Annotated in this window: 13 protein-coding genes; 3 read left to right on the forward strand and 10 right to left on the reverse strand. The window is 65.0% G+C overall.

Going from position 1 to position 23,487, the window contains the following annotated elements; translation table 11 throughout:
- Positions 1-133: 133 nt before the first annotated feature.
- From JQ603_RS21415 to JQ603_RS21445, 7 genes are all read right to left on the reverse strand, one after another.
- Complete coding sequence (locus JQ603_RS21415; protein WP_212342313.1) at positions 134-1,108, reverse strand: ABC transporter ATP-binding protein; 975 nt, start codon at positions 1,106-1,108, stop codon at positions 134-136.
- Positions 1,105-2,520, reverse strand: coding sequence for an amidase (locus JQ603_RS21420; protein WP_212342314.1), 1,416 nt, complete (start codon positions 2,518-2,520; stop codon positions 1,105-1,107). The genes JQ603_RS21415 and JQ603_RS21420 overlap by 4 nt, the downstream gene beginning before the upstream one ends.
- On the reverse strand, positions 2,517-2,714 hold the full coding sequence (locus JQ603_RS21425; protein ID WP_212342315.1) for a hypothetical protein: 198 nt from the start codon (positions 2,712-2,714) through the stop codon (positions 2,517-2,519). Before JQ603_RS21425 ends, JQ603_RS21420 begins: the two co-directional genes overlap by 4 nt.
- The gene (locus JQ603_RS21430; RefSeq protein ID WP_212342316.1) at positions 2,711-3,772 is read right to left on the reverse strand and encodes an ABC transporter ATP-binding protein; all 1,062 of its coding nucleotides are present in this window, start codon (positions 3,770-3,772) and stop codon (positions 2,711-2,713) included. Before JQ603_RS21430 ends, JQ603_RS21425 begins: the two co-directional genes overlap by 4 nt.
- Positions 3,773-3,775: 3 nt before the next feature.
- Positions 3,776-4,678, reverse strand: a complete 903-nt coding sequence (locus JQ603_RS21435) for an ABC transporter permease (protein ID WP_212342317.1) — start codon at positions 4,676-4,678, stop codon at positions 3,776-3,778.
- 2 nt (positions 4,679-4,680) lie between these two features.
- Entirely contained in the window at positions 4,681-5,634 is a 954-nt protein-coding gene (locus JQ603_RS21440) for an ABC transporter permease (RefSeq protein ID WP_122405859.1), read from the reverse strand.
- Between the two features lie 195 nt (positions 5,635-5,829).
- The gene (locus tag JQ603_RS21445) at positions 5,830-7,491 is read right to left on the reverse strand and encodes an ABC transporter substrate-binding protein (protein WP_212342318.1); all 1,662 of its coding nucleotides are present in this window, start codon (positions 7,489-7,491) and stop codon (positions 5,830-5,832) included.
- 198 nt (positions 7,492-7,689) lie between these two features.
- Here JQ603_RS21445 and JQ603_RS21450 point away from each other — a divergent pair, with 198 nt between their 5' ends.
- Complete coding sequence (locus tag JQ603_RS21450; RefSeq protein ID WP_212342319.1) at positions 7,690-9,285, forward strand: ABC transporter substrate-binding protein; 1,596 nt, start codon at positions 7,690-7,692, stop codon at positions 9,283-9,285.
- Between the two features lie 271 nt (positions 9,286-9,556).
- Here the strand turns inward: JQ603_RS21450 and JQ603_RS21455 are convergent, their stop codons facing one another.
- Both JQ603_RS21455 and JQ603_RS21460 read right to left on the reverse strand, forming a co-directional pair.
- Positions 9,557-11,782: a CHASE2 domain-containing protein gene (locus tag JQ603_RS21455; protein ID WP_212342320.1), complete on the reverse strand. Its 2,226-nt coding sequence runs from the start codon at positions 11,780-11,782 to the stop codon at positions 9,557-9,559.
- 124 nt (positions 11,783-11,906) lie between these two features.
- Positions 11,907-19,325 carry a FecR domain-containing protein gene (locus JQ603_RS21460; RefSeq protein WP_212342321.1) on the reverse strand — a complete coding sequence of 2,473 codons (7,419 nt, stop codon included), beginning with the start codon at positions 19,323-19,325 and terminating at the stop codon, positions 11,907-11,909.
- A 620-nt stretch (positions 19,326-19,945) separates the two neighbouring features.
- Between JQ603_RS21460 and JQ603_RS21465 the strand changes: the two genes are divergently transcribed.
- Both JQ603_RS21465 and JQ603_RS21470 read left to right on the forward strand, forming a co-directional pair.
- Positions 19,946-20,677, forward strand: a complete 732-nt coding sequence (locus JQ603_RS21465) for a transglutaminase-like cysteine peptidase (RefSeq protein ID WP_212342322.1) — start codon at positions 19,946-19,948, stop codon at positions 20,675-20,677.
- Between the two features lie 222 nt (positions 20,678-20,899).
- Positions 20,900-22,015: a hypothetical protein gene (locus JQ603_RS21470; protein ID WP_212342323.1), complete on the forward strand. Its 1,116-nt coding sequence runs from the start codon at positions 20,900-20,902 to the stop codon at positions 22,013-22,015.
- Between the two features lie 197 nt (positions 22,016-22,212).
- On the opposite strand, the gene JQ603_RS21475 is transcribed toward JQ603_RS21470, so the two are convergent.
- Entirely contained in the window at positions 22,213-23,412 is a 1,200-nt protein-coding gene (locus tag JQ603_RS21475; RefSeq protein ID WP_212342324.1) for an ABC transporter substrate-binding protein, read from the reverse strand.
- Positions 23,413-23,487: the final 75 nt, after the last annotated feature.

Genomic DNA, 23,487 nt, shown 5'->3' on the forward strand with positions numbered 1-23,487 from the left:
CCCCCGGCGATGCGAAGCATCGTCCGGCGCGATCCGGGTGAGGGGGTACAGGTCTCTCGACAGTCTCTCGTGGGGAGAGAGGCCCCTCACCCCAGCCCTCTCCCCGTGAGAACGGGGCGAGGGAGCGCACCGCCTACGTCGCCACCACCGGCTCCGCCAGCACGCACCTGGCCGCCCTTCCCGGCCCAACCTCCACATTGTCGGGCAGTTGCTCCAGGCAGCGCGGCTGCGCCACGGGGCAGCGGGGGGCGAAGGAGCAATTGTGGGGTTTCTCGGCCAGCGAAGGCGGGGTGCCGGGGATGGTCTCGAGCCGCTGCCCCCGCTTCGCACCATGAATGGTCGAGGCAAGCAGGCCCTTGGCATAGGGATGCACGGGGCTGCGGACGATGTCGCGCAGACTGCCCTGCTCCACGATCTGGCCGGCATACATCACCGCGACACGGTCGCAGATCTCGATGGCGACGCCGATATCGTGGGTGACGAAGATGACGGACATGCCGAACTCGCGCTGCAGCTCGCGCAGCAGCAGCAGGATCTGGATCTGCACGGTGGCATCGAGCGCCGTGGTCGGCTCGTCAGCCAGCAAGATCTTGGGACGGCAGGCGAGCGCGAGTGCGATCATCGCACGCTGGCGCATGCCGCCGGACATCTCGTGCGGATAGGCGTCGAGCCGGCGTTTTGCCGAGGGAATGCGCACGACCTCGAGCATCTCCAGCGCTCTCGCGCGACCCTCCGCATAAGACTTGCCTTCGTGGCGCACGACGCTTTCGGCGATTTGCGCACCGATGGTGTAGACGGGGTCAAGCGCGAGCGCGGGCTCCTGGAAGATCATCGAGACAGTCTGGCCGCGGAACGACGACAGCTGCTCGTCGTTCATGGCGAGCACGTCCTGTCCCATCACGTTGACCGTGCCCGAAATCTGCGTGCGCTTCTTCGGCAACAGCCGCATTAGGGCACGCAGGGTCACGCTCTTGCCCGAACCGGATTCGCCGAGCAGGCCGAGCACCTCACTGTTGCCGAGCGAGAGATTGAGGTCGTTCACGGCATAGACCGTGCGCTCGCCGGTGAAGCGGATGTTGAGGCCTGAGATCTCGACGAGTTTTGTCATGACGGCAGTTTGGGGATCCGGTCGTGGTAGTCGGTGGCGCGCTGGAAGGCGGCGCCGATGGTGAGCAGGGTCGCTTCATCGAAGGAGCGGCCGATCAGCTGCATGCCGACAGGCAGACCGCTCTTGGTGAAGCCCGAGGGAATGGTCAGCGACGGCAGGCCCAAAAAGTTCACCGGGCGGGTGAACAGCGTCAACCGCTGCAACAGCGCCGGCGCGTTCGGGCCGCCACCGACATCGCTCTCCTCGATCGACGGCGCCGGCACCGGGGACGCCGGTGCGATCACCGCATCGACGCCCGCAGTCGCCGCATTGTGCGCAGCTAGCGCCGGGCCACGCCAGCGCATCGCTTCGAGATAGGTGACGGCGGGAACGGCCAGGCCGTTCTGGAGGCGCATCAATGTCTGCGCGCCGTAATCCTGCGAACGCTCGATCAGCCAGCGCTTGTGGAAGGCGGCGGCTTCAGCGGCCAGCACGAGCTGGCTCGCCGCCTGCAATTGCCGCTGGTCCGGCAGCTCGACCTTGACGATGTCGGCGCCCTCGCGCTTGAGCACCGCAATGGTCTCGTCGAGCACGCGCGCGACCTCGCTGTCGAGATCGTCGACATAGTAGGTCGCGGGCACACCGATCTTGAGGCCGTTCAGGGAGCCCTTGGTCGCGGCGACGTAGTCCGAGAGAGGCTCGCGGCTCGCGGTCGGATCCTCCGGATCCGGGCCGGCCGTCAATGCCAGCAGCAGCGCGCAATCCTCCGCGGTACGCGCGAGCGGGCCGACCGTGTCGAGCGATTGCGAAAGCGGCATCGCGCCGGCGCGGCTGACGCGGCTCCAGGTGGTCTTGAGCCCCGTGACACCACAGAAATGCGAGGGCATGCGGATCGAGCCGCCGGTGTCGGAGCCGAGCGCGGCATAGGTCAGGCGCGCTGCGACCGCCGAGCCGGAGCCCGAGGACGAGCCGCCGGTGATGTGCGCCACGTTCCAGGGATTGCGCACCGGACCATAATGGCTGTTGTGCCCGGTCGCACCATAGGCGAACTCGGCAAGATGCAGCGTGCCGAGGCGGATTTGGCCGGCGTCCTTCAGCCGTTGCAGAGCCGTGGACGTCGTGGTCGCGACGAAGTCGCGGCGAATCAGCGAGCCGCAGGTCGCGACGTGGCCGGCGTCGTAATACATGTCCTTGTGCGCGAGCGGCACGCCGTGCAGCGGTCCGCGCGCGTTGCCCTTGGCGAGCTCGGCGTCGGCAGCGTCGGCCGCCTTCAGCGCGGCTTCCGCCTCGATCGACATGAAGGCGTTGAGATGCGGCTGCCATTGCGCGATGCGGTGCAGCAGTGCACGCGTCACCTCATGCGAAGACAGCTGCTTCATCGCGATCGCGCGCGCGACCTCGGTGAGCGTCATCAAGGCAGGTTCGAGGCTCATTTCGACACCTTCTGCGACTGCGCAACCACGTAGGACGCGGGCTCGAGGTCGAAAGGCAGCGTGCCGGCGATCGCGGCAAAACCCTCGAAGGCGGGCCCGATGGCGTTGGAGATGCGCGTTGCGATCTCATCGTCGACGGGAATGCCCGAGACTTGCGCGATGGGCTTGATCTCTTTTGGTGTCGGTCTTGTCATGCTGTTTCCCCTGCGGGCGCGCGGCTATGGCCCGAACCCGGAATCGCCATGTAGCACGCGGCCTCGTGGCCCATTGTATCGACGGCCGTGAGCTTTGGTGCGGCATTTGCGCAGAGCGGCTCCGCAAACGCGCAGCGGGTGTGGAAGCGGCAACCCGGGGGCGGATCGATCGGGTTGGGCGGATCGCCCGTGATCGGCGGCTTCTCGGTGCGCCTGTCAGGATCTGAGGACGGCATCGCGGCGAGCAGCGCGCGCGTGTAGGGATGCGTAGGACTATCCCAGACCTGGTCGACCGGGCCGAGCTCGACGACCTCGCCGAGATACATCACCAGCACGCGGTCCGAGATGTAGCGGACCACGTTGAGGTCGTGGCTGATGAACAGATAAGTCAGGCCGAACTCGCGCTTGAGATCGGCGAGCAGATTGAGCACCTGCGCCTCGACCGACTTGTCGAGCGCGGAGACGGCCTCATCCAGGATCACCAGCCGCGGCGACAGCGCCAGCGCACGGGCGATGTTGACGCGCTGGCGCTGGCCGCCGGAGATCTCGTGCGGATAGCGGTTGGCGAAGTTTTCGGGGCGCAGGCCCACCTTGCCGAGCAGCTCGCGCGCCAGCGCGCGGGCCGTACCATCGGCCATGCCGTGGACTTTTGGACCAAAGGCGATCGACTCTTCGATAGTGAGACGTGGATTGAGCGAGGCGTAGGAATCCTGGAACACCATCTGCATGCCGCGGCGCAGCTCGCGCAGCGACAAGGATTGGCCGACGGTCATGCCGTCATAGATGATGTCGCCGTCATCGCGCGGCATCAGATGCATCAAGAGCCGCGCGGTGGTGGACTTGCCGCAACCGGACTCGCCGACGATGCCGACCGTCTCGCCCTTGGCGACGGAGAAGGAGACATTGTCGACGGCACGTACGGTCCGCTTGGCGGCGAACAGCCCACCGCGAACCGGGAAATGCTTGGTCAGGCCGTTGACCTGGAGCAGCGGCTGCGCAACGCCGCCGCGGTCCTCGACCTGCTCCAGCATGGCGACGGAAGTGTTCGTTTCGCTCATGGCCTAGTTCCTGATGTCCATGGCGCTGCGCAGGCCGTCCGAGAGCAGATTGAAGCAGATGGAGACCGCGAAGATCATCGCTCCGGGAAGTGCCGCGACCCAGGGATTGACGTAGATCGCGGTGCGCAGCGTGTTCAGCATCAGGCCCCATTCCGGCTCCGGCGGTTTTGTACCGAGGCCGAGGAAGGACAGACCGGCCGCGAGGATCATCGAGACCGAGATCAGGCTCGTGGCATAGACGAAGATCGCGCCCAGCACGTTGCCGAGGATGTGCACGCGCATGATGGTGAAGGCGCCGGCGCCGGAGGCACGTGCGGCCTCGACGAAGTCCATGTTGCGCACGCCTGTGGTGACGCTTTCGGCGACGCGGGTGATCTGCGGTACGAACACGATCGTCAGCGCCACGATGGAGTTGAGGATGCCGGCGCCGAGCGCACCGGAGATCGCGATCGCCAGCAGCACGGACGGGAAGGCGTAAAACACGTCGACCGTGCGCATGATCGCGGTGTTGAGCTTGCCGCCGACATAGCCGGCGACGATGCCGAGAGAGGTGCCGATGCAGAAGGCGAGAATGACCGGCAGGATGCCGATCACCAGCGACAGCCGCCCGCCATAGATCAGCCGCGCCAGCATGTCGCGGCCGAGCTCGTCGGTGCCGAGCGGATAGCCTGCCGTGCCGATGTGACGGAGGCGGCGGATCATCGAGCCTTTGTAGGGATCTTCGAGACCGAGCCACGGCGCGAGGATCGCGGACAGGAAGATCAGCAGCAGCACCAGCGCGCAGGCCATGCTGACCTTGTCGCGCATGATGCGGCGGCCGACAGTCGCCCAATAGCCGCGTGCCTTGGTGGCGGGCGCAGCCTGCAGCGCGGCGTCGGCGGTGGCGGACAACGGAAGCTCGCTCATCGCTAGCCCCGCTTGATGCGCGGGTCGATCGCGGCTTGCGCGATGTCGACCAGCAGGTTGAGGAAGACGAAGAACAGCGCCAGGATCAGGATCGTGCCCTGCAGCAGCGGCAGGTCGCGCTGGAAGATCGCCGAATTGAGCAGGAAACCCGAGCCCGGCCAGGAGAACACGGTCTCGATCAGGATCGAGCCGCCGAGCATGTAGCCGAGCTGAAGCCCCATCACCGCGAGCGCGGTGGGCGCGGCGTTCTTGATAACGTGGCGGAACACGCCGGTTTCGCGCAGGCCTTTTGCGCGTAGCGCCTCGACGAAGTCCTGGCTGAGGATATCGCCGGTGAGCGCGCGCACCGTGCGGGTGACGATGCCCATGGGAATCACCGAAGTCGTGATCGCCGGCAGCACGAGATATTTGAGGTGCGCCCAATCCCACGCCCAGGAATTGGAGCCGCTGGGACCGGCGCCGACCGCGGGCAGCCAGTTCAGCTGCACCGAGAAGATGATGACGAGCAGCATGCCGAGCCAGTAATGCGGCACCGACACGCCGGCGATGGCAAAGGAGGTCGCGACCTTGTCGATCCAGGTCTCGCGGAAATAACCGGCGATCAGGCCGAGCAGGATGCCCATGGTGAAGCCGATGACGGCGGCGGCGATCGCGAGCGTGACGGTGTTGCCGACCGCGCGCATGACCTCGGCCAGCACCGGGCGTCCCGTCGCGATGGAATTGCCGAGATCGCCATGAAGGGCACGGAGCAGCCAAAGCCCGAACTGCACCGGCAGCGGCCGGTCGAAGCCATAGGCGGCGCGCAGCTGCGCCGCGAGCTCCTGCGACGCATCGGCCGGCAGCACCGCGACGAGCGGATCGCCCGGCGTGATGTGCACGAGCAGGAAACACACCAGCGCCACGCTGATGACGATCGGGACGACATAGACAATGCGTCTGGCGGTATAGGCGAGCACGTTTGGTTCTTTCTTCCTTCTCCCCTTGTGGGAGAAGGTGGCGCGCAAGCGCCGGATGAGGGGTATCTATCCGCGGTTACAGCATTATCGAATGAGAGAGGGTCTCTCCGCGGAGAGAGACCCCTCACCCGGCTTCGCCGTCGCGAAGCCACCCTCTCCCACAAGGGGAGAGGGTGCACCGAGCAAGCCGGTGGATTACTGCGCGATCGACACCGGCGAGAAGTCGATGAACCAGCTCTTCGGCTGCACGACGCCTGTGACCTTCGGGCTCATCGCACGCGGGCCGACGTCGTGTGCGACGTAGAGGAAGGCGGCGTCATCGACGGAGGCCGCGTGCAGCTCGGCGAGCGCGGCGTCGCGCGCGGCGGGATCGAAGGTCTGGCGCGCCTTCTTCACCAGTTCGTCGAACTTGGGATCGTTGATGAAGCCCCAATTGTTCGAGACCGGCGGCGCCATGCTCGACTGCAGGAAGCGCACCAGCGCGAAGAACGGGTCCATCGCCGCATAGGTGACGTTGGTCGCGTTCGAGCCGTTGGCGCTGGGGTCCTTGGCGCCGCGACGCCAGTTGGTGAACAGCGTGTTCCACTCGATGACGTCGAGCTTCACGTCGAAATAGCATTCGGCGAGCGCCTGCTGGAGATATTCGTTCATCGGCAGCGGCTGCATCTGGCCCGAGCCCGACGCCGAGGTCTGGATCTTCACCGCCAGCTTCTTGTTCGGGCCAAAGCCCGCTTCCTGCATCAGTTTTTGCGCAGCAGTCTTGTCGTACTTGATCTCGAAGGTGGGCTTGCCGCGCCAGGGATGGCCGGGCTCGAAAGTGCCGGACGCCGGCACCATCAGCCCCGCAAGCAGGCCGTCCTTGAGGCCTTCGCGATCGACGCAGAGGTTCGCCGCCTTGCGCACGCGGATGTCGTTCCAGGGCGAGCCCTCGACGCGCGAGAACTGCCACGGCCAGACATGCGGCTGCTCGTTGGCGTAGAGCTTGAAGCCGCGCTGCTTGAGCTCGGGCAGCGCGTCCGGCGCCGGTGCTTCGACCCAATCGACCTGACCGGACAGCAGCGCCGCGGTGCGTGCATTGGCTTCCGGCATCGGCAAGAGCACCATCTTGTCGACCTTGGGTACGCGATCCTTGTTCCAGTAGCTCGCGTTCTTCACCAGCTCGAGCCGCTCGCGCGGGGTGAAGCTCGCCATCTTCCACGGGCCGGTGCCCGAAGCGTCCTTGGCGAACGCGGTCCATGCCGCCTGCGACTTCGCCTTGGCGTCGGCGCCTTCCGCCTTGTCGTAGAAGGCCTGCCACTTCGCCGGGCTCGCCATGAACAAATTGGTGAGATTGATCGGCAGGAAGCTGTCGGGCTCCTTGGTGGTGAGCTCGACCGTCATGTCGTCGATCTTCTTCGCGGAGGCCAGCGTCGGCATGCGCGAGGCCGTGACGCCGACCTGGCTGGCGTCGAATTGCGGCGCGTCCTGCTTCAGCACCTTCTCGACATTCCACACCACGGCGTCGGCATTGAACGGCGAGCCGTCATGGAAGGTGACGCCGGGACGCAGCTTGAAGGTCCATTTGGTCTTGTCGGCATCGTCGACCTTCCACTCGGTGGCAAGGCCGGGGATCACCACGCTCGGCTTGTCGGCAGAGGACAGATCCCAGCCGGTCAGCGCGTCATACATGGTGAGGCCGGTGAAGCGGTTGCCTTCAAAACCCTGATCGGGCTGGCCGAGGGTGCGCGGAATATCGGCAGCAGTCATGCCGATGCGCAGCACAGTTTCCGCACTCGCTACACGCGGCCATGCGGCCGCGCTGCCAAGCGCCAAGAGCGCGATCAGCGCCGCCCGTGTCTTCTTGTTCTTGATAAGCATCGCCTCGATCCTTCTTCGGCTTTCGATGATTAATTTTGATGCAATCGTATGCAATGGCTATGCCAAGGAGAAACTTATTCTGCAAATTGCCCCTGCGACGACAAGTCCTTGTGATCAATTGAAGACAAAGCAGCCCGGCTGCCTATTCTGGCATCAAGATTGCAGGTTTGGCCCCGAAATCCCCTGGGAGTTTGGGCCATGCGTATTCGTCTATCGACCTGTCTCGCCGTGCTTGCGCTGGCAGCTTCCGTAATCTCGGCGCGCGCCGAAACGGTGGTGCGCTACGGCATCTCGATGGCGGACATTCCGCTGACGACGGGCCAGCCCGATCGCGGCGCCGGCGCCTATCAGTTCACGGCCTACACGATCTACGATCCGCTGGTGGCGTGGGAGATGGACGTCGCCGATCGCCCCGGCAAGCTGGTGCCGGGCCTCGCCACCGAATGGAAGGTCGACGATGCCGACAAGACCAAATGGCGCTTCACGCTTCGCAAGGGCGTGAAGTTTCACGACGGCAGCGAGTTCAACGCCGATGCGGTGATCTGGAATCTGGACAAGGTGCTCAACGACAAGGCGCCGCAATTCGACAAGCGGCAGAGCGCGCAGGTGAAGACGCGCCTTCCCTCCGTCGCCAGCTATGCCAGGATCGACGACTTCACGGTGGAGATCACCACCAAGACCGTCGACTCCTTCTTCCCCTATCAGATGCTGTGGTTCCTGGTGTCGAGCCCGGCGCAGTATGAAAAGCTCGGCAAGGATTGGGACAAGTTCGCGAGCCAGCCCTCCGGTACCGGCCCGTTCAAGCTGACAAAGCTGGTGCCGCGCGAGCTCGCCGAGCTCAGCAAGAATCCGGACTACTGGAACAAGAAGCGCATTCCCAAGGTCGACAAGATCGTGCTGGTGCCGATGCCGGAAGCGCTCACGCGCACCAACGCGCTGCTCGCCGGCCAAGTGGACCTGATCGAGACGCCGGCGCCGGATGCCGTGCCGCAGCTGAAAGCGGCCGGCATGAAGCTGGTCGACAACGTCACCCCGCATGTCTGGAATTATCACCTCAGCGTGCTGCCCGGCTCGCCCTGGACCGACATCCGCCTGCGCAAGGCGCTGAACCTCGCGATCAACCGCGACGAAGTCGTCGGGCTGATGAACGGCCTCGCCAAGCCCGCCAAGGGCCAGGTCGACCCGTCGAGCCCGTGGTTCGGCAAGCCCAGCTTCGAGCTGAAGTATGATCTCGCCGCCGCCAAGAAGCTGGTGGAGGAAGCGGGCTATTCGAAAGCAAAGCCGCTGAAGACCACGTTCATCATCGCGCAGGGCGGCACCGGCCAGATGCTGTCGCTGCCGATGAACGAATTCCTGCAGCAGAGTTTCAAAGAGATCGGCATCGACATCGACTTCAAGGTGGTCGAGCTCGAGACGCTCTACACGCATTGGCGCAAGGGTGCGGCCGACGAGATGAACGCCGGCATCACCGCCAACAACATCGCCTATGTCACCTCAGACCCGCTCTACGCCATCGTCCGCTTCTTCCACTCCGGCCAGATCGCGCCGGTTGGCGTCAATTGGGGCGGCTACAAGAACCCGAAAGTCGACGCGCTGATCGACGAGGCCAAGCAGACCTTCGACAGCGCCAAGCAGGACGAGCTGCTGGCGCAGGCGCATGCGCTGATCGTCGACGATGCCGTGCTGGTCTGGGTCGTCCACGACACCAACCCGCATGCGCTGTCGCCGAAGATCAAGCAGTTCGTGCAGGCGCAGCACTGGTTCCAGGACCTGACGACGATCGGGGTGGAGTGAAGGGCGGCGAACGCGCTGTCGTAGGGTGGGCAAAGCGAAGCGTGCCCACCATGATGCGACGAGAGAAAGACGTGGGCACGGCGCTTCGCGCCTTTGCCCCCCCCTACGGGAGCTGTGGCACGCCACTTCGTCAGCAGTAATCGTAGGGTGGGTTAGCCGAAGGCGTAACCCACCACTGTTCGCGTCCGCAGAAACGGAAGTGGTGGGTTACGCCAATCGATTGCGCTTCGCGCGATCGCTTGGCTAACCCACCCTACAAATCACACATCCGCTACTTCGTCAGCAGCGCATACGCGCCGGTCCAGTCCTCCGGCGGCGGATTGAGCTGGAATTCCTTGATCCTCGCTTCGTAGAGCTTGAACAGCTTTTCCAGCGTGTCGGCGTCTTCGCTGCGGCGGCCACGCTCGATCGCGTTCATTGCGCCCTGCCAGTCGCGGTTGCGGTAGCAGCCGAGCATCTCGATGGTGATGTTGCGCAGGCGCTGGAAGGCGGCCGAATGCATCACGTCCTCGCGGCCGGCGATGGCGTAGATCACCTCCGGCTCGGTCTTGCCCTTGACCATGATGAAGTCGAGCTCGAGGATCGCGAACTTGTCCTTGGCGGCGAGCGCCGTCCTGGAGCCGACGATGATCGGGAAGCCGTATTCCTTGGTCTGCCCTTCCAGGCGCGAGGCGAGGTTCACGCAGTCGCCGAGCGCTGTGTAGTTCTTCCGCAGATCGGAGCCCATGTTACCGACCACGCCGATGCCGGTGTTGAGGCCGATGCCGACATTGAGCGGGATGTAGACATGGCCGCCCTCGGCAGCCTCCTGCTCGCGCTCCTTGTTGACCTCGTCGATCTTCTCAAGCATGCCGATCGCCGCCGCGCAGGCGTTGACCTCGTGCTCGGCATCGTCGAGCGGCGCGTTCCAGAACGCCATGATGGCATCGCCCATATATTTGTCGACGTAGCCCTTCCGCTTGGTGATCACGTTGGTCAGCGGCGTCAGGAAACGGTTCATCAGCGCGGTGAGACCTTGCGGATCGTGCTTGTAGCTCTCGGAGATCGTGGTGAAGCCGCGCACGTCCGAGAACATGATCGTGATCTCGCGCTCCTCGCCACCAAGCTTGAGTTTCTCCGGCGTGAGCTGCTCGACCAGCTCCGGCGACAGATATTGCGCGAACATGCCGCGGATCTCCTTGCGCTGCCGCTGCTCGCGCACGAAGCTGCCGAAGATCAGCGTCAGGTAGATCGCGGTGGTCGAGAGCAGCGGGTAAGTGAAGTCGATGAGCTGGCGGTGCTGCGCGTAGAAGAACCAGGACGTGCCGACCAGGATCGCGGCGAACATCGCACCCGCCAGCACCAGGCGGACGGGACCGAGATTCGGCGTGAAGATGATGACGAGTAGGCCGATGAACAGCGCGGCGAGCAGCTCGATACCGAGCGCATAGTTCGGCTGCGAGATCATCGCGCCGGTCAGAACGCTCTCCAGCACCTGGGCGTGGATCTCGACACCCGGCATGGCCCGGGATACCGGTGTGGTCTTGATGTCGTTCAGGCCGACCGCGGAGGTGCCGACCAGCACCAGCTTGCCGGCGATCTTGCTCGGCGACACCGTGTTGTCGAGCACGTCTGCGGCCGAGACGTAGATCGAGGGATCATAGCGGGCGTAGTGCACCCAGAGCTGGCCGTTCCTGTCGGTCGGGATCTCGACGCCCTTGAGGCGGATGGCGCGCACGCCGGACTTGTCGGTCCGGACCAGCAGCGTCGGCGTGCTGGTGACGACCCGCAGGATCTCCAGGCTGAGCGAGGGCATGATGTTGCCCTGGGCGCGCATCACCATCGGCACGCGGCGGATCAGGCCGTCGCGCTCGGTCCTGATCGTGAACAGGCCGCGACCGGCGGCGACCTTCTCGATCACGGGCACGTTGCGCAACAGGCCGGGAAACTCGAACAGAAACTTCTCGGCATCCGCCTCGCCGACCGTCGCCACCCCTGTGAAGGGAAGCGTCTTGTCGATCTCCGACGTGATGTGCGACTGCCCGGTCTCGCCCAGCACCACGCGCGAGCGCCTGATCGCGTCGGAGAGGATCTGGTCGTTGGTCGGCAGCTCGCGCAGCTTGGCACGCGTGGCATCGTCCAGATAGCGCATCTGTCCCGCGACCAGGTCCGGGTTGAGCCGGTCGGGTTCCGAGAACACCACGTCGAAGCCGATCGCGACCGCACCATTGCTGGTGAGGTTCTGGATCAGGTCGGCGATCCGCGTCCGCGGCCACGGCCACTGGCCGAGCTTGGCGAGGCTCTTGTCGTCGATGTCGACGATGGCGACCGGCCGCACCGTCTTGTGGCGCGGATCGATCAATTGAAACATATCGAAGGTGCGCAGCCGCAATTCCTGGATCGGCGGCGGGTCCCAGACGCGGGCGCCGGCGAATATGACCAGCAGCGCAAGGCACATCAGCCGCGCGAAGCCTAACTTCTGCGCAAACCACCGCCGCAAGATCCTGAGACGTCTCATGCTGGTCGAGTTTCCCGGAGCCCGCCTTCGGCCGTAACAGGGCCGACAATACGCAATCAGCTATGCCTTTGGTACTGGAATCCGCCGCGGACAGGGTGCCGCCGCCGATCCCGGCGAATGCCCGTCAGGCGTGGGTCGCAACGATGAAATCGCTGGCGTGCAGGCTGCCCGCGGCCAGATTCTTCAGCAGGATCGACTGGTGATCGTCGAGCGTGACCAGCGCGCCACCCGCCTGCTGCGTGATGACGATGTCGCTGAAGGACTTGATGCCGGCGAACTCGCGCAGGTCGATCTTGTCCTGGCCCAGCTCGAAATCGACGATCGTGCTCTGGACCGGAAGCGTCGAATTCGTGAAGGCGAACTGGTCCTGCCCGCTGGTCCCGACCAGGGTCGGTCCCGTGGGCGGATCGACGACCAGCGTGCCGCCGTTGCCGTCGCTGACGAACTCGAAGCTGTCGATGCTGTAGCTGCCGGCGAACTTGATGTTCGCGGTTTCGGTGCCGTCGCTCAGCGTCAGCACGCCGCCGAGATGGTCGGCGTTTTCGGTGTAGACCACCCCGGTCAGATGCGCGAAGTCGATGTCCTTGAGGTCGATCAGATCCGAATTGGCGACGGTGCCGTCGCCGGCAAAGCCGTTGATGGTGCCGGTGAAATCGGCGGCGTGCTCGATCGCGAGCGTGCCGGTGGTTCCGCTGTCGTTGGCGAAGGTCACGTCCTGCGACGAAGCCTCGCTGAGGTTCAGCACCGTGCCGCTCTCGATCGTCATGGGCGTGTCGGCGAGCGGATCATAGACGGTGGTACCGCCTTGACCGTCGCTCTGAAGGTGCCAGTTCACGTCCCTGCCGAGGAACAACAGCGTGACGGTGGTCGTGCCGTTGTAGAAGCCGACCGTGGTGATGTTCGTATCCGCGTTGTAGTCGGCCTGCGCCGACATCGTGGACGTCCAGGCGAGGTCCTTCAGGTCGATCAGATTGTTGGACGAGAGCGGGGCTCCGGCCGGAGACCCCGAGATCAGCCCGTGGAAATCCTTGGAATCGTCCAGGATCAGGGTGCCGAGCCCGTTGTCGTAGTAGACGGTTATGCCCGAGAACTCTCCGTTGACCAGCGTGCCCGCAACCGAGCCCTCGATCTCCACGACGGCCTTGTTGGAGATCTCGATCGCGCCGGTGCCGGTGACGTTGCCCTTGATGTCGATCGTCGACACGTCGTTGCCGGAGAACGGGCCGGCCTCGACCAGGCCGTCGAGGACGACCGCGCCATTCACGGTGAACACGGTGCCGGGCTCGGTCAGCAGCGTCACGCCGGAAGCGACGGTCAGGTCATGGATCGTGACGTTGGTCGCGCTGTCGACGGTGATAGGTTCGCCCCCGGCGAGCAGCTTCACGTCGTAGCTGGCCGCCGGCACGCCCAGGCTCCAGTTCGACGCCGTGTTCCAGTCGCCGCCGGCCGGATTGGTCCATTCATCGACCGGAGCGATCTCGACGATGGTGCCGCCGGCGCCGTCGCTGCTGGTGATGAAATGCGTGTCGCTGTAGTCGCCGATCAGCTTCAGCGAGATGCTGTGGCCGTACGCATCGCTCACGACGAGATTGCCGGTCGCGGAATCGTAGACGGTCGCGGTCCCGCTGTCCCAGGTGATGGTCGACAGGTCGATCTTCTCGTTGGCGGCAAAGCCGGCGATCGAGCCGCCGAAGGTCGCGGTGTCGATCTCGAGCCCGGCACCGTCACCCGCGAAGGTGATGGTCTGGGCCACCGCGTTCTTGATCTCGAGCGTCGCGCCGGCATCGATCGTGACCGAGCCGGAGCCGGACAGCGAGCCGAACAGCGTCAGCGTGCCGGTGTGGACCTCGATGGAGTGGTTGTTGGTGATGGTGCCCGTGATCGACGCCGTGCCCCAGCTTTCGATCTCGTTCGTATTGGTGATGCCGAGGCCGGCCACGGAAATCGAGGCGCCGTTGAGCAGATCGATCTCGCCGCCGTTGACGATCGAGGACACGTTGCCGAAGACGCTCGTTCCGGACACCGTCCAGATGCCAGTCGCCAGGTTGTTGAAGGTCGCGCTCGCGACCGAGATGTTGCCGTTGATATGGCCGCTATTGTTGATGGTGACGGCGCCGCCGGTCTCGACGATCGCGTAGGTCGCCGCGGTCACGCTCGAGGCGGCGGCCGGCCCGATCGTGCCGGAATTGTCGATCGTCGCCGAGCCGGTGGCGTTTTCCTGGATGAAGATCGCGGCATGGCCGGTCGCGCCCACGATCGAGCCGGTGTTGGTGATATGCGTCGAGCCGGACGCGACCGGATCGCCCAGCTCATTGGCGTCGTTCTGCGTGACCCTGATGCCGGCAGAGCTCGTGCCGGTGATGCTGCCGTGATTGACGATGGTGACATCGCCCGCGCCCGCCGCCAACGCCGACAGACCGACGGCGCCGCTGGCGGAGCCATTGTTGGTAACGGTCACGTCGCCGCCGCCGTGATCGAAAGCGGCGATCGCGGTACCTGCGGCGGTGATCTGCGAGATCGCGCCAGTCGTGACGGTGATGTCGCCGACGCCCCAGGTGAACGCCTCGATGCCGTAGCCGGCATCCGCGGTGATCGCCGCATCGCTGGTGACGATGACGTCGCCATTGACCGCGCCCGAGAAGGCCCCGTTGCCGCCGGGCTTGTAGCCGGCGATGATCGCGCCCGGCGTGGTCAGGTCGTTGTTCAGCGCCGAGCCGGAATGGATCGTGCCGTGCGCTTCGACCGAGATCGTGCTGCCGACATCGTCGTCGATCGCAGCCGCGAAATTGACCGCCACGATGCCGGAGCTGCCCGAGGTGAGAACGCTGCCGGCCTCGGTCGTGACGGTCTGGCTGCCGGTGCCATAGCTGCGCGACCGGATGCCGTAGATCGCGCTGCCGGTGATGGTCCCGCCGGCATCGATGGTGATGTCGCCGCTGCCCCAGGTGAGGGCATCGATGCCGTAGGCACCGCCGACGGCGCCGCCAAGCTGGGTGATCGACATGTCGCCGCCATTGGCGGCATTCGAATTCTCGACGAGCACGCCGGCCGAATCGGCCCCGATGCCGGTCGCCTTGCCGGTGAGATCGTTGACCGTGATGTTGCCGGTAGCGGTCGACCCGTCGCTCAGCCAGATGCCGTGGCCGGCGGAGCCGGTGATGTCCCCGGTCGCGGTCAGCGAGACGTCGCCGGCACCGTTCTGGGTGACGTCGATGCCGTTGCTCGCGCCCGTGAGCGTGCCGCTCAGCGTGAGCGCGACGCTGGCATGCGTCCCCTTCGACATCGAGACGTCGAGCGCGTCGCCAACCGACGCCGCGATGTCGGCATCGCCGGTGACGGTGATTGTGCCGTCGGCCGCCGCCTCGCCCGTGATGGTCCCGGTGAAACTCTGGCCGGCGACCTTGTCGAGCTGCAGCGTGCCGGTGCCGCCGGCGAAGGTGACAGTTTGCGCATCAGCGCCGCCGAGCTCGAGCGTCGCGCCGTCGGCGATGATCAGGGCGCCGGCGCCGGTGATGCCGCCGGCGAGGTTGAGCGTGCCGGCCTGGACTTCGATGCTGCCGCCGGTGTTGGTGACGCCGGCCGCGATCGTGTTGGAGCCCGAGACGCTGTAGAGATTGCCGGCATTGCTCAGGCTGCCGCCATTGATCGACACGCCGGTCAGATAGAGCTTCGATGTGCCGTCAACCGAGATCGTGCCGCCGGTATTGGTGATGGTGGCGGCCGTCAGCTTCAGCGTGCCGCCGGTCACCGCCTCGATCAGGCCCTGATTGGTGACGGCGTGGATCGTGGCCGGATCGATCGTCAGCGTGCCGCCGGTGACGGCGATCGTACCGGTGTTGGTGATATCGGCATTGTCGATCGCGCTGGTGCCGGTCGATTCCAGCGTACCCGCGATCGTGAGCGTGCCGCCGTCGATGACCGTACCGACGAGATCGAGCGCCGAGCCGAGGGCGACCGAAACCGCGCCGGTCCCGTTGGTCACCGTCGTCGAGATCAGCTTCAGCGTGCCGCCGTCGGTCGCGGCCAGCGTGCCGGTATTGGTGACGGCCTGGTGGTCGATGTCGAGCTCGGCGCCATTGGCCCGAAGCGTGCCGGCATTGGCGATGCTGGCCGAGGTCATGGCGGCGAGCGTCAGCACGCCGCCGATCGCCTCGATCAGGCCGTTGTTGGTGATGGAGGCGTCGGAAATCGTGGTCGCGCCAGTCGATTCCAGCGTGCCCTGGATGGTGAGCGCGCCGCCGGTCAGACTCACGCCCGACAACGTCAGATCGCCATCGACGGTGATCGCCGCAACGCTCAGCGTCGCCCCGCCGTCGATGCGGCTGGCGCCGGTGACGTCGATCGTGCCCGCACCCTTGATCGCGCCGCCGCTGATCGTGGCGTCGTCGAGCGTCAGCGCAGCATTGCCGTCGACGACGACGTTGCCGCTCGAATTGTCGACCGTCGAGCCCTGATCGATCACCAGCGCACCGCCAGCCAGCACCTCGATGAGGCCGGCATTGGTGACGGTCTCGTCGCTCAGCGCATTGCCGGTGCCGCTGACGTTGAAGAGGGCGTTGTTGTTCAGGATGCCGCAGCTCAGGACGGCGTCGCCGGTGAGATCCATCTCACCATTGTTGGTGATCGTGCCGGCGCCCTGGAGACCGGCGTTGAAGATCGGGCCACCCTCGTCCTCGCCGTTCAGGGTGCCGATCACCTCACCGGCTCCGCCGATCGTCGCGTTGTTGACGACCAGCCTGCCGGAGGAGTCGATGGTGATCTGGCCGGCATTGGTGACGCCGGACCCCTGATGGATCGTCAGCCAGCCATTTGCCAGCACCTCGATCACACCGCTCGACGTGTTGTCCACGGTCTGGCCGGCGAACTCGGCGAAGCCCTTGACGTTGACCGTGCCGGAATTGTTCAGCGTGCCGTTCTCGATCAGGCTGACGCCGTCGAGCTCCAGCGTGCCGAGAATGGTGACGGTGCCGCCGTCGACCGTCGTGCCATCGACGATCAGCGTCGCGCCGGCATCGGTCTTCAGCGTGCCGCCGGCATTGTGGATCTCGGCCAACGTCTTCAGCGTGCCGCCGAATACTTCGAGCGTGCCGGAATTGGTGATCGTGGTGCCGACGGCGAAATCGCCGCCGGCCTTGAGCGTCAGGTGCCCGGCATTGGTCAATACGCTGGTGTCCAGGATCTCGGCCAGGCCGCCGACCGACGCCGTGCCGGTCGCGGCGTTGGTGAAGATCGAGTCCGCGCGCATGTCGAGCGAGCCCGCGATGGTCAGCGAGCTCTGGTTGATCAGCTGCGGCGGCGGACCGCCGAAATCATTCATCGTGATCGACTTGGCATAAGCCGGCGCGTCGATCGTGGCCGGGAAAGACGGCGTCAGGCCGTGCAGTTGGTCGGTGATGACGATGACGTCGTCGTCGATGGTCGGGACGGTGCCGGTCGCCCAGTTCGCGGCGTCTTTCCAGAAGCCGCCGGAGGGAGCGCCGGGCTTCTCGGTCGCGATCCACACCACGGCGGGCGCATCGGTGCCGGTGATCGTGACGGTGATGGTCTGTTGCGCGGTCGCGCCTTGCGCGTCCGTGACCGTCACGGTGTAGACCAGCGTCAGCACCTCGCCCTTCGGAATGAAATCGGCGAGGTAGACCGGAAGGTCGGCCAGCGACCAGTTGATGGTGCCGGTGCCATCGCCGGTGCTGTCGGCCCCCGACACGATCGCAACCGACATCGCGCTCTGGAATGCCGCGAGCGGGCCCGGCGGAACGGTGCTGCCATCAGGCAGCGTCGCACTGGTCAGCGCCACCGACACGGTATGCGTGTCGGTCAGATCGACGTCGTTGAAGTTCAGCGTGCCCGAGGTCGCCTCATCGCTGATAAGCGGGCCGCCCGGCACGCTGGTGCCGCCTTCGAAAGTGATGGTCGGAACGCTGCTGGTGATCACCGGCTTGTCGTTGGTGCCCGTGATCGTGATGGTGATCGGGATGAACGCGGATTCTGGGTTGACCAGGAAATTGGTGTCGACGCGGACCATGTAGGTCAGCGTCAGCGTTTCGCCGGCCGCGAGGAAATCGAAGACGTTGTCGGGGATCGTGTAGGTCCAGACCGCCGAGCCGTTGTTGTTGTTGCCGCCGGCGGGGACCACGCTGATATCGATCAGCGTTGCCGCGATGTCCTGCTTCTGGAGAGCGCTGAGCGAGCCGGTGACGTCCTGCTGGCCGGCGTTCTTGTAGACGTAGTTCGGTGCCTCGGCGAGGCTTATGCTCACCGTCGGCCGGTCGCCGAGATTCTGATCGACGAAGGTGATCCGGCCGGAGATCGTGTCGGAATGCGTGGTGTCGCCGGTCGTGCCCGCGCGCTCGCTCAGCGAGAACGCCGTGTTCACATTGCCGCTGAGATCGAGGCTCCGCGCCAGTGGCTGGCCGGGAATACGGGTCGCGGTCGACGTGGATCCGCCCGACTCCTCCGATCCCGCGCGATTGAGGTTCGTGAAGGTCGCGATCGCGACGTCGCCCGCCCCCGACTTGAACACGACATCCTGGGTGATCGGCGTGATCGTGTCGGTGAAGTTCGTCAGCTTGGTGTTGCTGTTGTTGTCGGTGAACTTCAGCGTGAACACGTCCGTGATCAGCTTCTGCACGTCCGGCGACATCAGCGCGTTGCTGATCGAGACGTTGCCGCCGCTGATCTGGATCATCTGGCCGGCCTGGTTGACCGTCGCGATCGGCAGCAGCGTGATCTTGTCGAACAGGATGTAGGAGCCCGTAGTGCCGTTCGGCTCGACCAGCACCTGGAAGCTCGCCTGCGGCTGCGGGTCGCCGCCGCCGGCGGGAACGACGAAGTTGATCTGGGTCAGCACCGCGGTGCCGCGGATGCCCATGGTCGCGACCGGCGTGTCGACCTTCATGTCGCCGTGCTTGGCGGTTTCGCCGGCGACGAAGGTGATGGTGCCTGCGACCAGGCTCAGCAGCGAGGAGTTGTTCGACCCGTTGGGGTCGTAGACCATCTCGTTCAGCACCATCCGCGCATTGGAGGACAGGCCGAACACGGTGCCGTCGATGAAGGTGATGCCGAGCGTCGAATCCGCACCGGTCGACACCACGTCGCCCTTCTCGACATTGTCGCCGTTGTTGAGGATGACCGAAACGCCGTTGCGGATCGCGGTCGCGCTGCCGGAGAGCTTTGTGACGTGGCCGATGACCTGGGCCGCAGCAGTGCCCGGCGCGGCCTGGGCAACCTGGACGTGCCCCGTCAGCGCGTTGACGACGTCGCCGGTGAGGTGGGCGCCATCGGACGAGGCGAGTGCGGCACGCTTCTCACCCCTAAAATAATCGTGAACGACGAAGTCCCGCCCCTCATGGGACAGCACGAGGTCGAGACCTGAGCGCTTGAAGTCGCCGTTGAAGATCAGGTTCGGGTCGGGAACAACGACAGCCCCGGCGGGCACGTGACCGTGCGCCTTGGCGGTAAAGGAATCGACGTGGACATAGGCGGGCGAGTGGGAACCCTCGCCGTGGAAGGGAATCGCGGCGTCAAATTTGCCAGCGTAATTCAACGGGGCACCGTAAAAGGGTTAATAATTATGAAAGTATCGACCGCCTAAGCTTGCTTAGCATTACCAAGTCCTTAGCGAAACCATCTATTGCTTGTGTGATTTCGCATCACTTGGCCCTGCGGACGCCTAGGAAACTACGGTTCCAGCAAGGAACCGAGGTAATACTTGCAGTATTCTGAAGTCGAATTCGGCTTTTTTGCGGACATTTCCAAGCATCCAAAGTAACCCGCTGTATAGATTGGACAGCAGATACTCATGTCATCTTTTCCCAGGGGTTCCCCGCGGCATCCTGCGGCAAATACGGGTCTAAATCTGTGACCTAACTAACAGACCCCGTGAAATCGCGGGCTCGCTAGCCATAGGACGCAGAATCGCCAGCCCCACAACCCTAACTTGCAATCGGCTGCATTTCGCCGTCGCCGGACATTTCCTAGCTGCCGATTCGTAAAATTTTACGCAATTTGGGCGGGCTTGTTTCAGCCTGTCCCACGGTTTTGGGACCCCTGCCGGGCGCGTTAAGCAGAACAAAACGGCCCCTCTCGCACTATCTCCGCGAAAGCAACAAAGCCCGGCACGTCGAGGTCGAGAGAGACCTGGGCGAAGCCGGAAGGGGATGTCAGATGGAGACCGCTGCTCGCTCGCGCGCCTGGCGCGCAATCCTAGTCCTGTGCGGACTGGTCCTGTTCGGGTCGGCCGCCGAGCTTCGCGCCGGCACACTGCTGTCGCCGGGTGCCGGCATGCTCGTGCGCAAATCCGCCGAGCCGTTCGGCGTGTTCGCTTTCGCCATCTCGTCCGGCGGCCTCCAGCAGAAATGGTCCGCGCTGAAGTCCAGGCTCGACGACGACATGGTGCAGCTCGCGCTGTGCGACGGCGACCGCGACAATTGCGCGTCGCCCGCGGCCCTCAAGCTGCTCGCCATCGTCGACCAGGCCCGTGCCCGCGACGGCCGCGCCCGACTGGGCGAGACCAACCGCGCCATCAATCTCGCCATCCACGCCGCCAATGACGGCGCCGACGACGTCTGGAGCTCGCCGCTTGCGACCTTCGCGCGCGGCGCCGGCGATTGCGAGGACTATGCCATCGCCAAGCTGGCCGCGCTGCGGCTTGCGGGCGTCGCCACCGAAGACCTCCGCATCGTCGTGGTGCGCGACACCCGCGTCGGCGAAGAGCATGCGGTCGTGGCCGCAAAGCTGGACGGCCACTGGCTGATGCTCGACAACCGTCGCATGGCGATGGTCGAGGACGACGTTGTGCGCGGCTACCAGCCGTTGTTCGTGCTCTACCAGTCGGCCGTGATGAAATATGTCGACGAGCCGGTGCGGCTGTCGATGGCGCCCGCCGAGGCGCATTGATCCTTTTGTAGCCCGGATGGAGCCAACGGGTCGGCGCAAAGCGCCGCCCGATGACAGGCTCCGCGAAATCCGGGACTCTGACCACTGGCACCGGCCCCGGATTACGCTTGCGCTCCATCCGGGCTACGAAGCGAGTCACGCAGGTCCGTCCCCACCAAAAACCCATTCCACCGCGCGATCCGGGACGCTAGCATGGCCCCAGGCTTTGCGGGGGCGACTGGAATGCGGTTCATCGTGCTGTCCGTGCTTGCGCTGCTGGCGTTTGCGGCGGCGCCCGCGTCCGCGCAATCCGACCGCGCCATCGCCGACAGGCTGCCGCTGTTCGCAAAGAACAACTGCCAGCAGATCCGCGATCCCGGCAATCAATTGTTCTGCGGTGACACCGAGCTTGCCGCCGCCGCCGCGAAGCTGAGCACGGCGGTCGAAGCGCGGCTCGCGCGCCTGCCCGATCGCCTGCCCGCGATCGAGGAGAACGCGATCTGGGGCCGCCAGCGCAATCTCAGTTGCGGCATCGTCGGCCAGGCTGAGATCCGCGCCGACGATTTCGACTGGGTCAAGGCGTGCCTGCTCAAGGTGACCGAGGAACGCGCCGCGATCCTGCGTGATCCCGATTTCGACTGTCTCGCCGCGAATACGGCGGCGGGCGCGGTGATCTGCGCGGATCCGTCGCTGGCGCTTGCGGAAACCGAGCTCAACGGCCAGGTGCTTGGCCTGATCGGCAAGCTCGACCCGACCGCGGCGCGCTTTGCCTTCGCCGAATACGGCAGGTGGACGCGAGAGCGCGATCGCAAGTGCAATCTCGTGGGCAAGGAGAATGTGCCGCTGCAAGAGCTCGAGTCCGCGGAGGATTGTCTCGCCGACTACCTCACACGCAAGACCGACGAGATCCGCACGGCCAAGGGCGATCCGAAAAAGGTGTTCGGCCGTCAGGTCGCGGCCCGCATCCCCGATACCGACGCCGTCGATTTCTGCGCCGCGCGGATTCACGCCGCCAATTCCTGCGGCAATTTCCTGCGCATCAACCGCGTCTACGCCGTCGACAGCCAGGTGACCGACCAGGAGGCGCAAGTCACGGGCGAGATCGAGATGGTGGTGCTGGCCCCCTTCACCACCTGCAGCAAGGTCGCCTCCGGCTGCACCGGCACCTGCTGGGACGCCAGGACAGGCCGTCCGCAGCCGGGCGCCGGCAACAAGGAGCGCTCCGCAGACGCCTTCAACGTCACGCGCCGGCTGAGAATCCAGCGAACCTTCGCCTTCGTGAAAGCCGCCGACGGCTGGCGCTGCCGGGAAGACGAGCTGGCCCCGGTGAATTCGGGCAACGCGGGCGGGGGATCGTAGCTCTTACCCTCCCCTGGAGGGGTCCGGGACGGGCGTAGCTCGCCCGTGGGTCGGCTCACACTGAGTGCAGCGAAATGTGAGACGGGGTGGGGTGACAGTCTCTCCACAACGGACAGCGCCCGTGTCGAGAGATCACCCCACCCGCTCGCGCTGCGCGCGATCGACCCTCCCCCTCCAGGGGAGGGTGAAAGCGAAGATCAAAACATCAGATTGTCCTTCACCAGCACCCAGCGGCCGTTCTTGACCTGCTGGACCTGTGTGACGGTGGTGGCGAGATGGTTGGTCTTCGAGAACACCGTCGGCGGCGAATTGAAGATGTCCTGGAACTTGTCGCCGGACTCCAGCGCGTCGAGCATCTTCTGGCCAGTGAGATCCTTGCCAGCCTTGTTGGCATAATGCGCGAACGTCATCACCGCATTGTAGCCAATGATCGCCTGGGTGTTGGCGTCGGCGTTGAACATCTTCTTGTAATTGACGAGCCAGTCCTTCGCCTTTCCTTTCGCGGTGTCTTCGTAGGGAATTTCGAAGTTCGAAGCGGCATACAAGCCTTCCACCGCGTCCTTGCCGAGCGCCGGCACTTCGAGCACGTTGACGGGGGTGGCGCCGAGGAAGGTGACGTCCCAGCCGAGCTTCTTCGCTTCGGTCATCGTGCCGATCGGCTCACGGAGGACCGCGCCGAGCACAACGAGGTCGCAGCCGTCGGACTTCATCTTGGCGACCTGCGCCGAGAAGTCGGAGGCGCCGCGCTTGTAGCTCGTGATCGAGGCCGGCTGCACCTTCATGGCGGCGAGCTGCTGGTTGAAGCCGTCGAGCACGTTCTTTCCGTACTCGTCGTCCTGATGCATGATGCACGGCTTCTTGAAATTCTTTGCCTCGATCATGTATTTGAGCGCTGCGCGCGTGCTCTCGACATAGGGCAGCAGGTTGTTGAACTTCAGCCGCTCCTGCGGCTTGGCCGGATCGAACTTGAAGGTGAACTCGGCCGCCGTCAGCGGAAACAGCTGCAGCACGCCGGCATCGAGCAGGATATCCTGCGCGGCGAGCACGGTGGGCGATCCCATCGGCCCCACCATCGCGAAGATCTTGTCGCGCTCAATTAATTTCTGCGAGGCCAGCACGGCCTTCTTCGGATCGTAGCCGCTGTCCTCGACCACCAGGCGGATCTTGCGGCCCTGGACACCGCCGCCGGCGTTGACCTCCTCGACGGCCATCTTCATGCCGTTGGAGACGGGCACGCCCCAGCCCTTGATCGGACCCGACAGATCCTGATGGGTGCCGATGACGATCTCGGTTGCCGAGATGCCTTCATTGGTGATCTTGGTTTGCGCGACGGCCGGCAGACAGGTGAGCGCAAGAGTGCTCACAGCAAGGCCGAACGTTCCGAACGATCTCGACATTGACGTCTCCTCTCCTTTGGGCCCGTATTGTACGAAGGGCGGGGGCCACAGCTCCTTCGCTTTCTCAAATCGGCA

This window comes from Bradyrhizobium liaoningense, from assembly GCF_018130825.1.
GTDB classification, from domain to species: Bacteria; Pseudomonadota; Alphaproteobacteria; order Rhizobiales; family Xanthobacteraceae; genus Bradyrhizobium; species Bradyrhizobium liaoningense_B.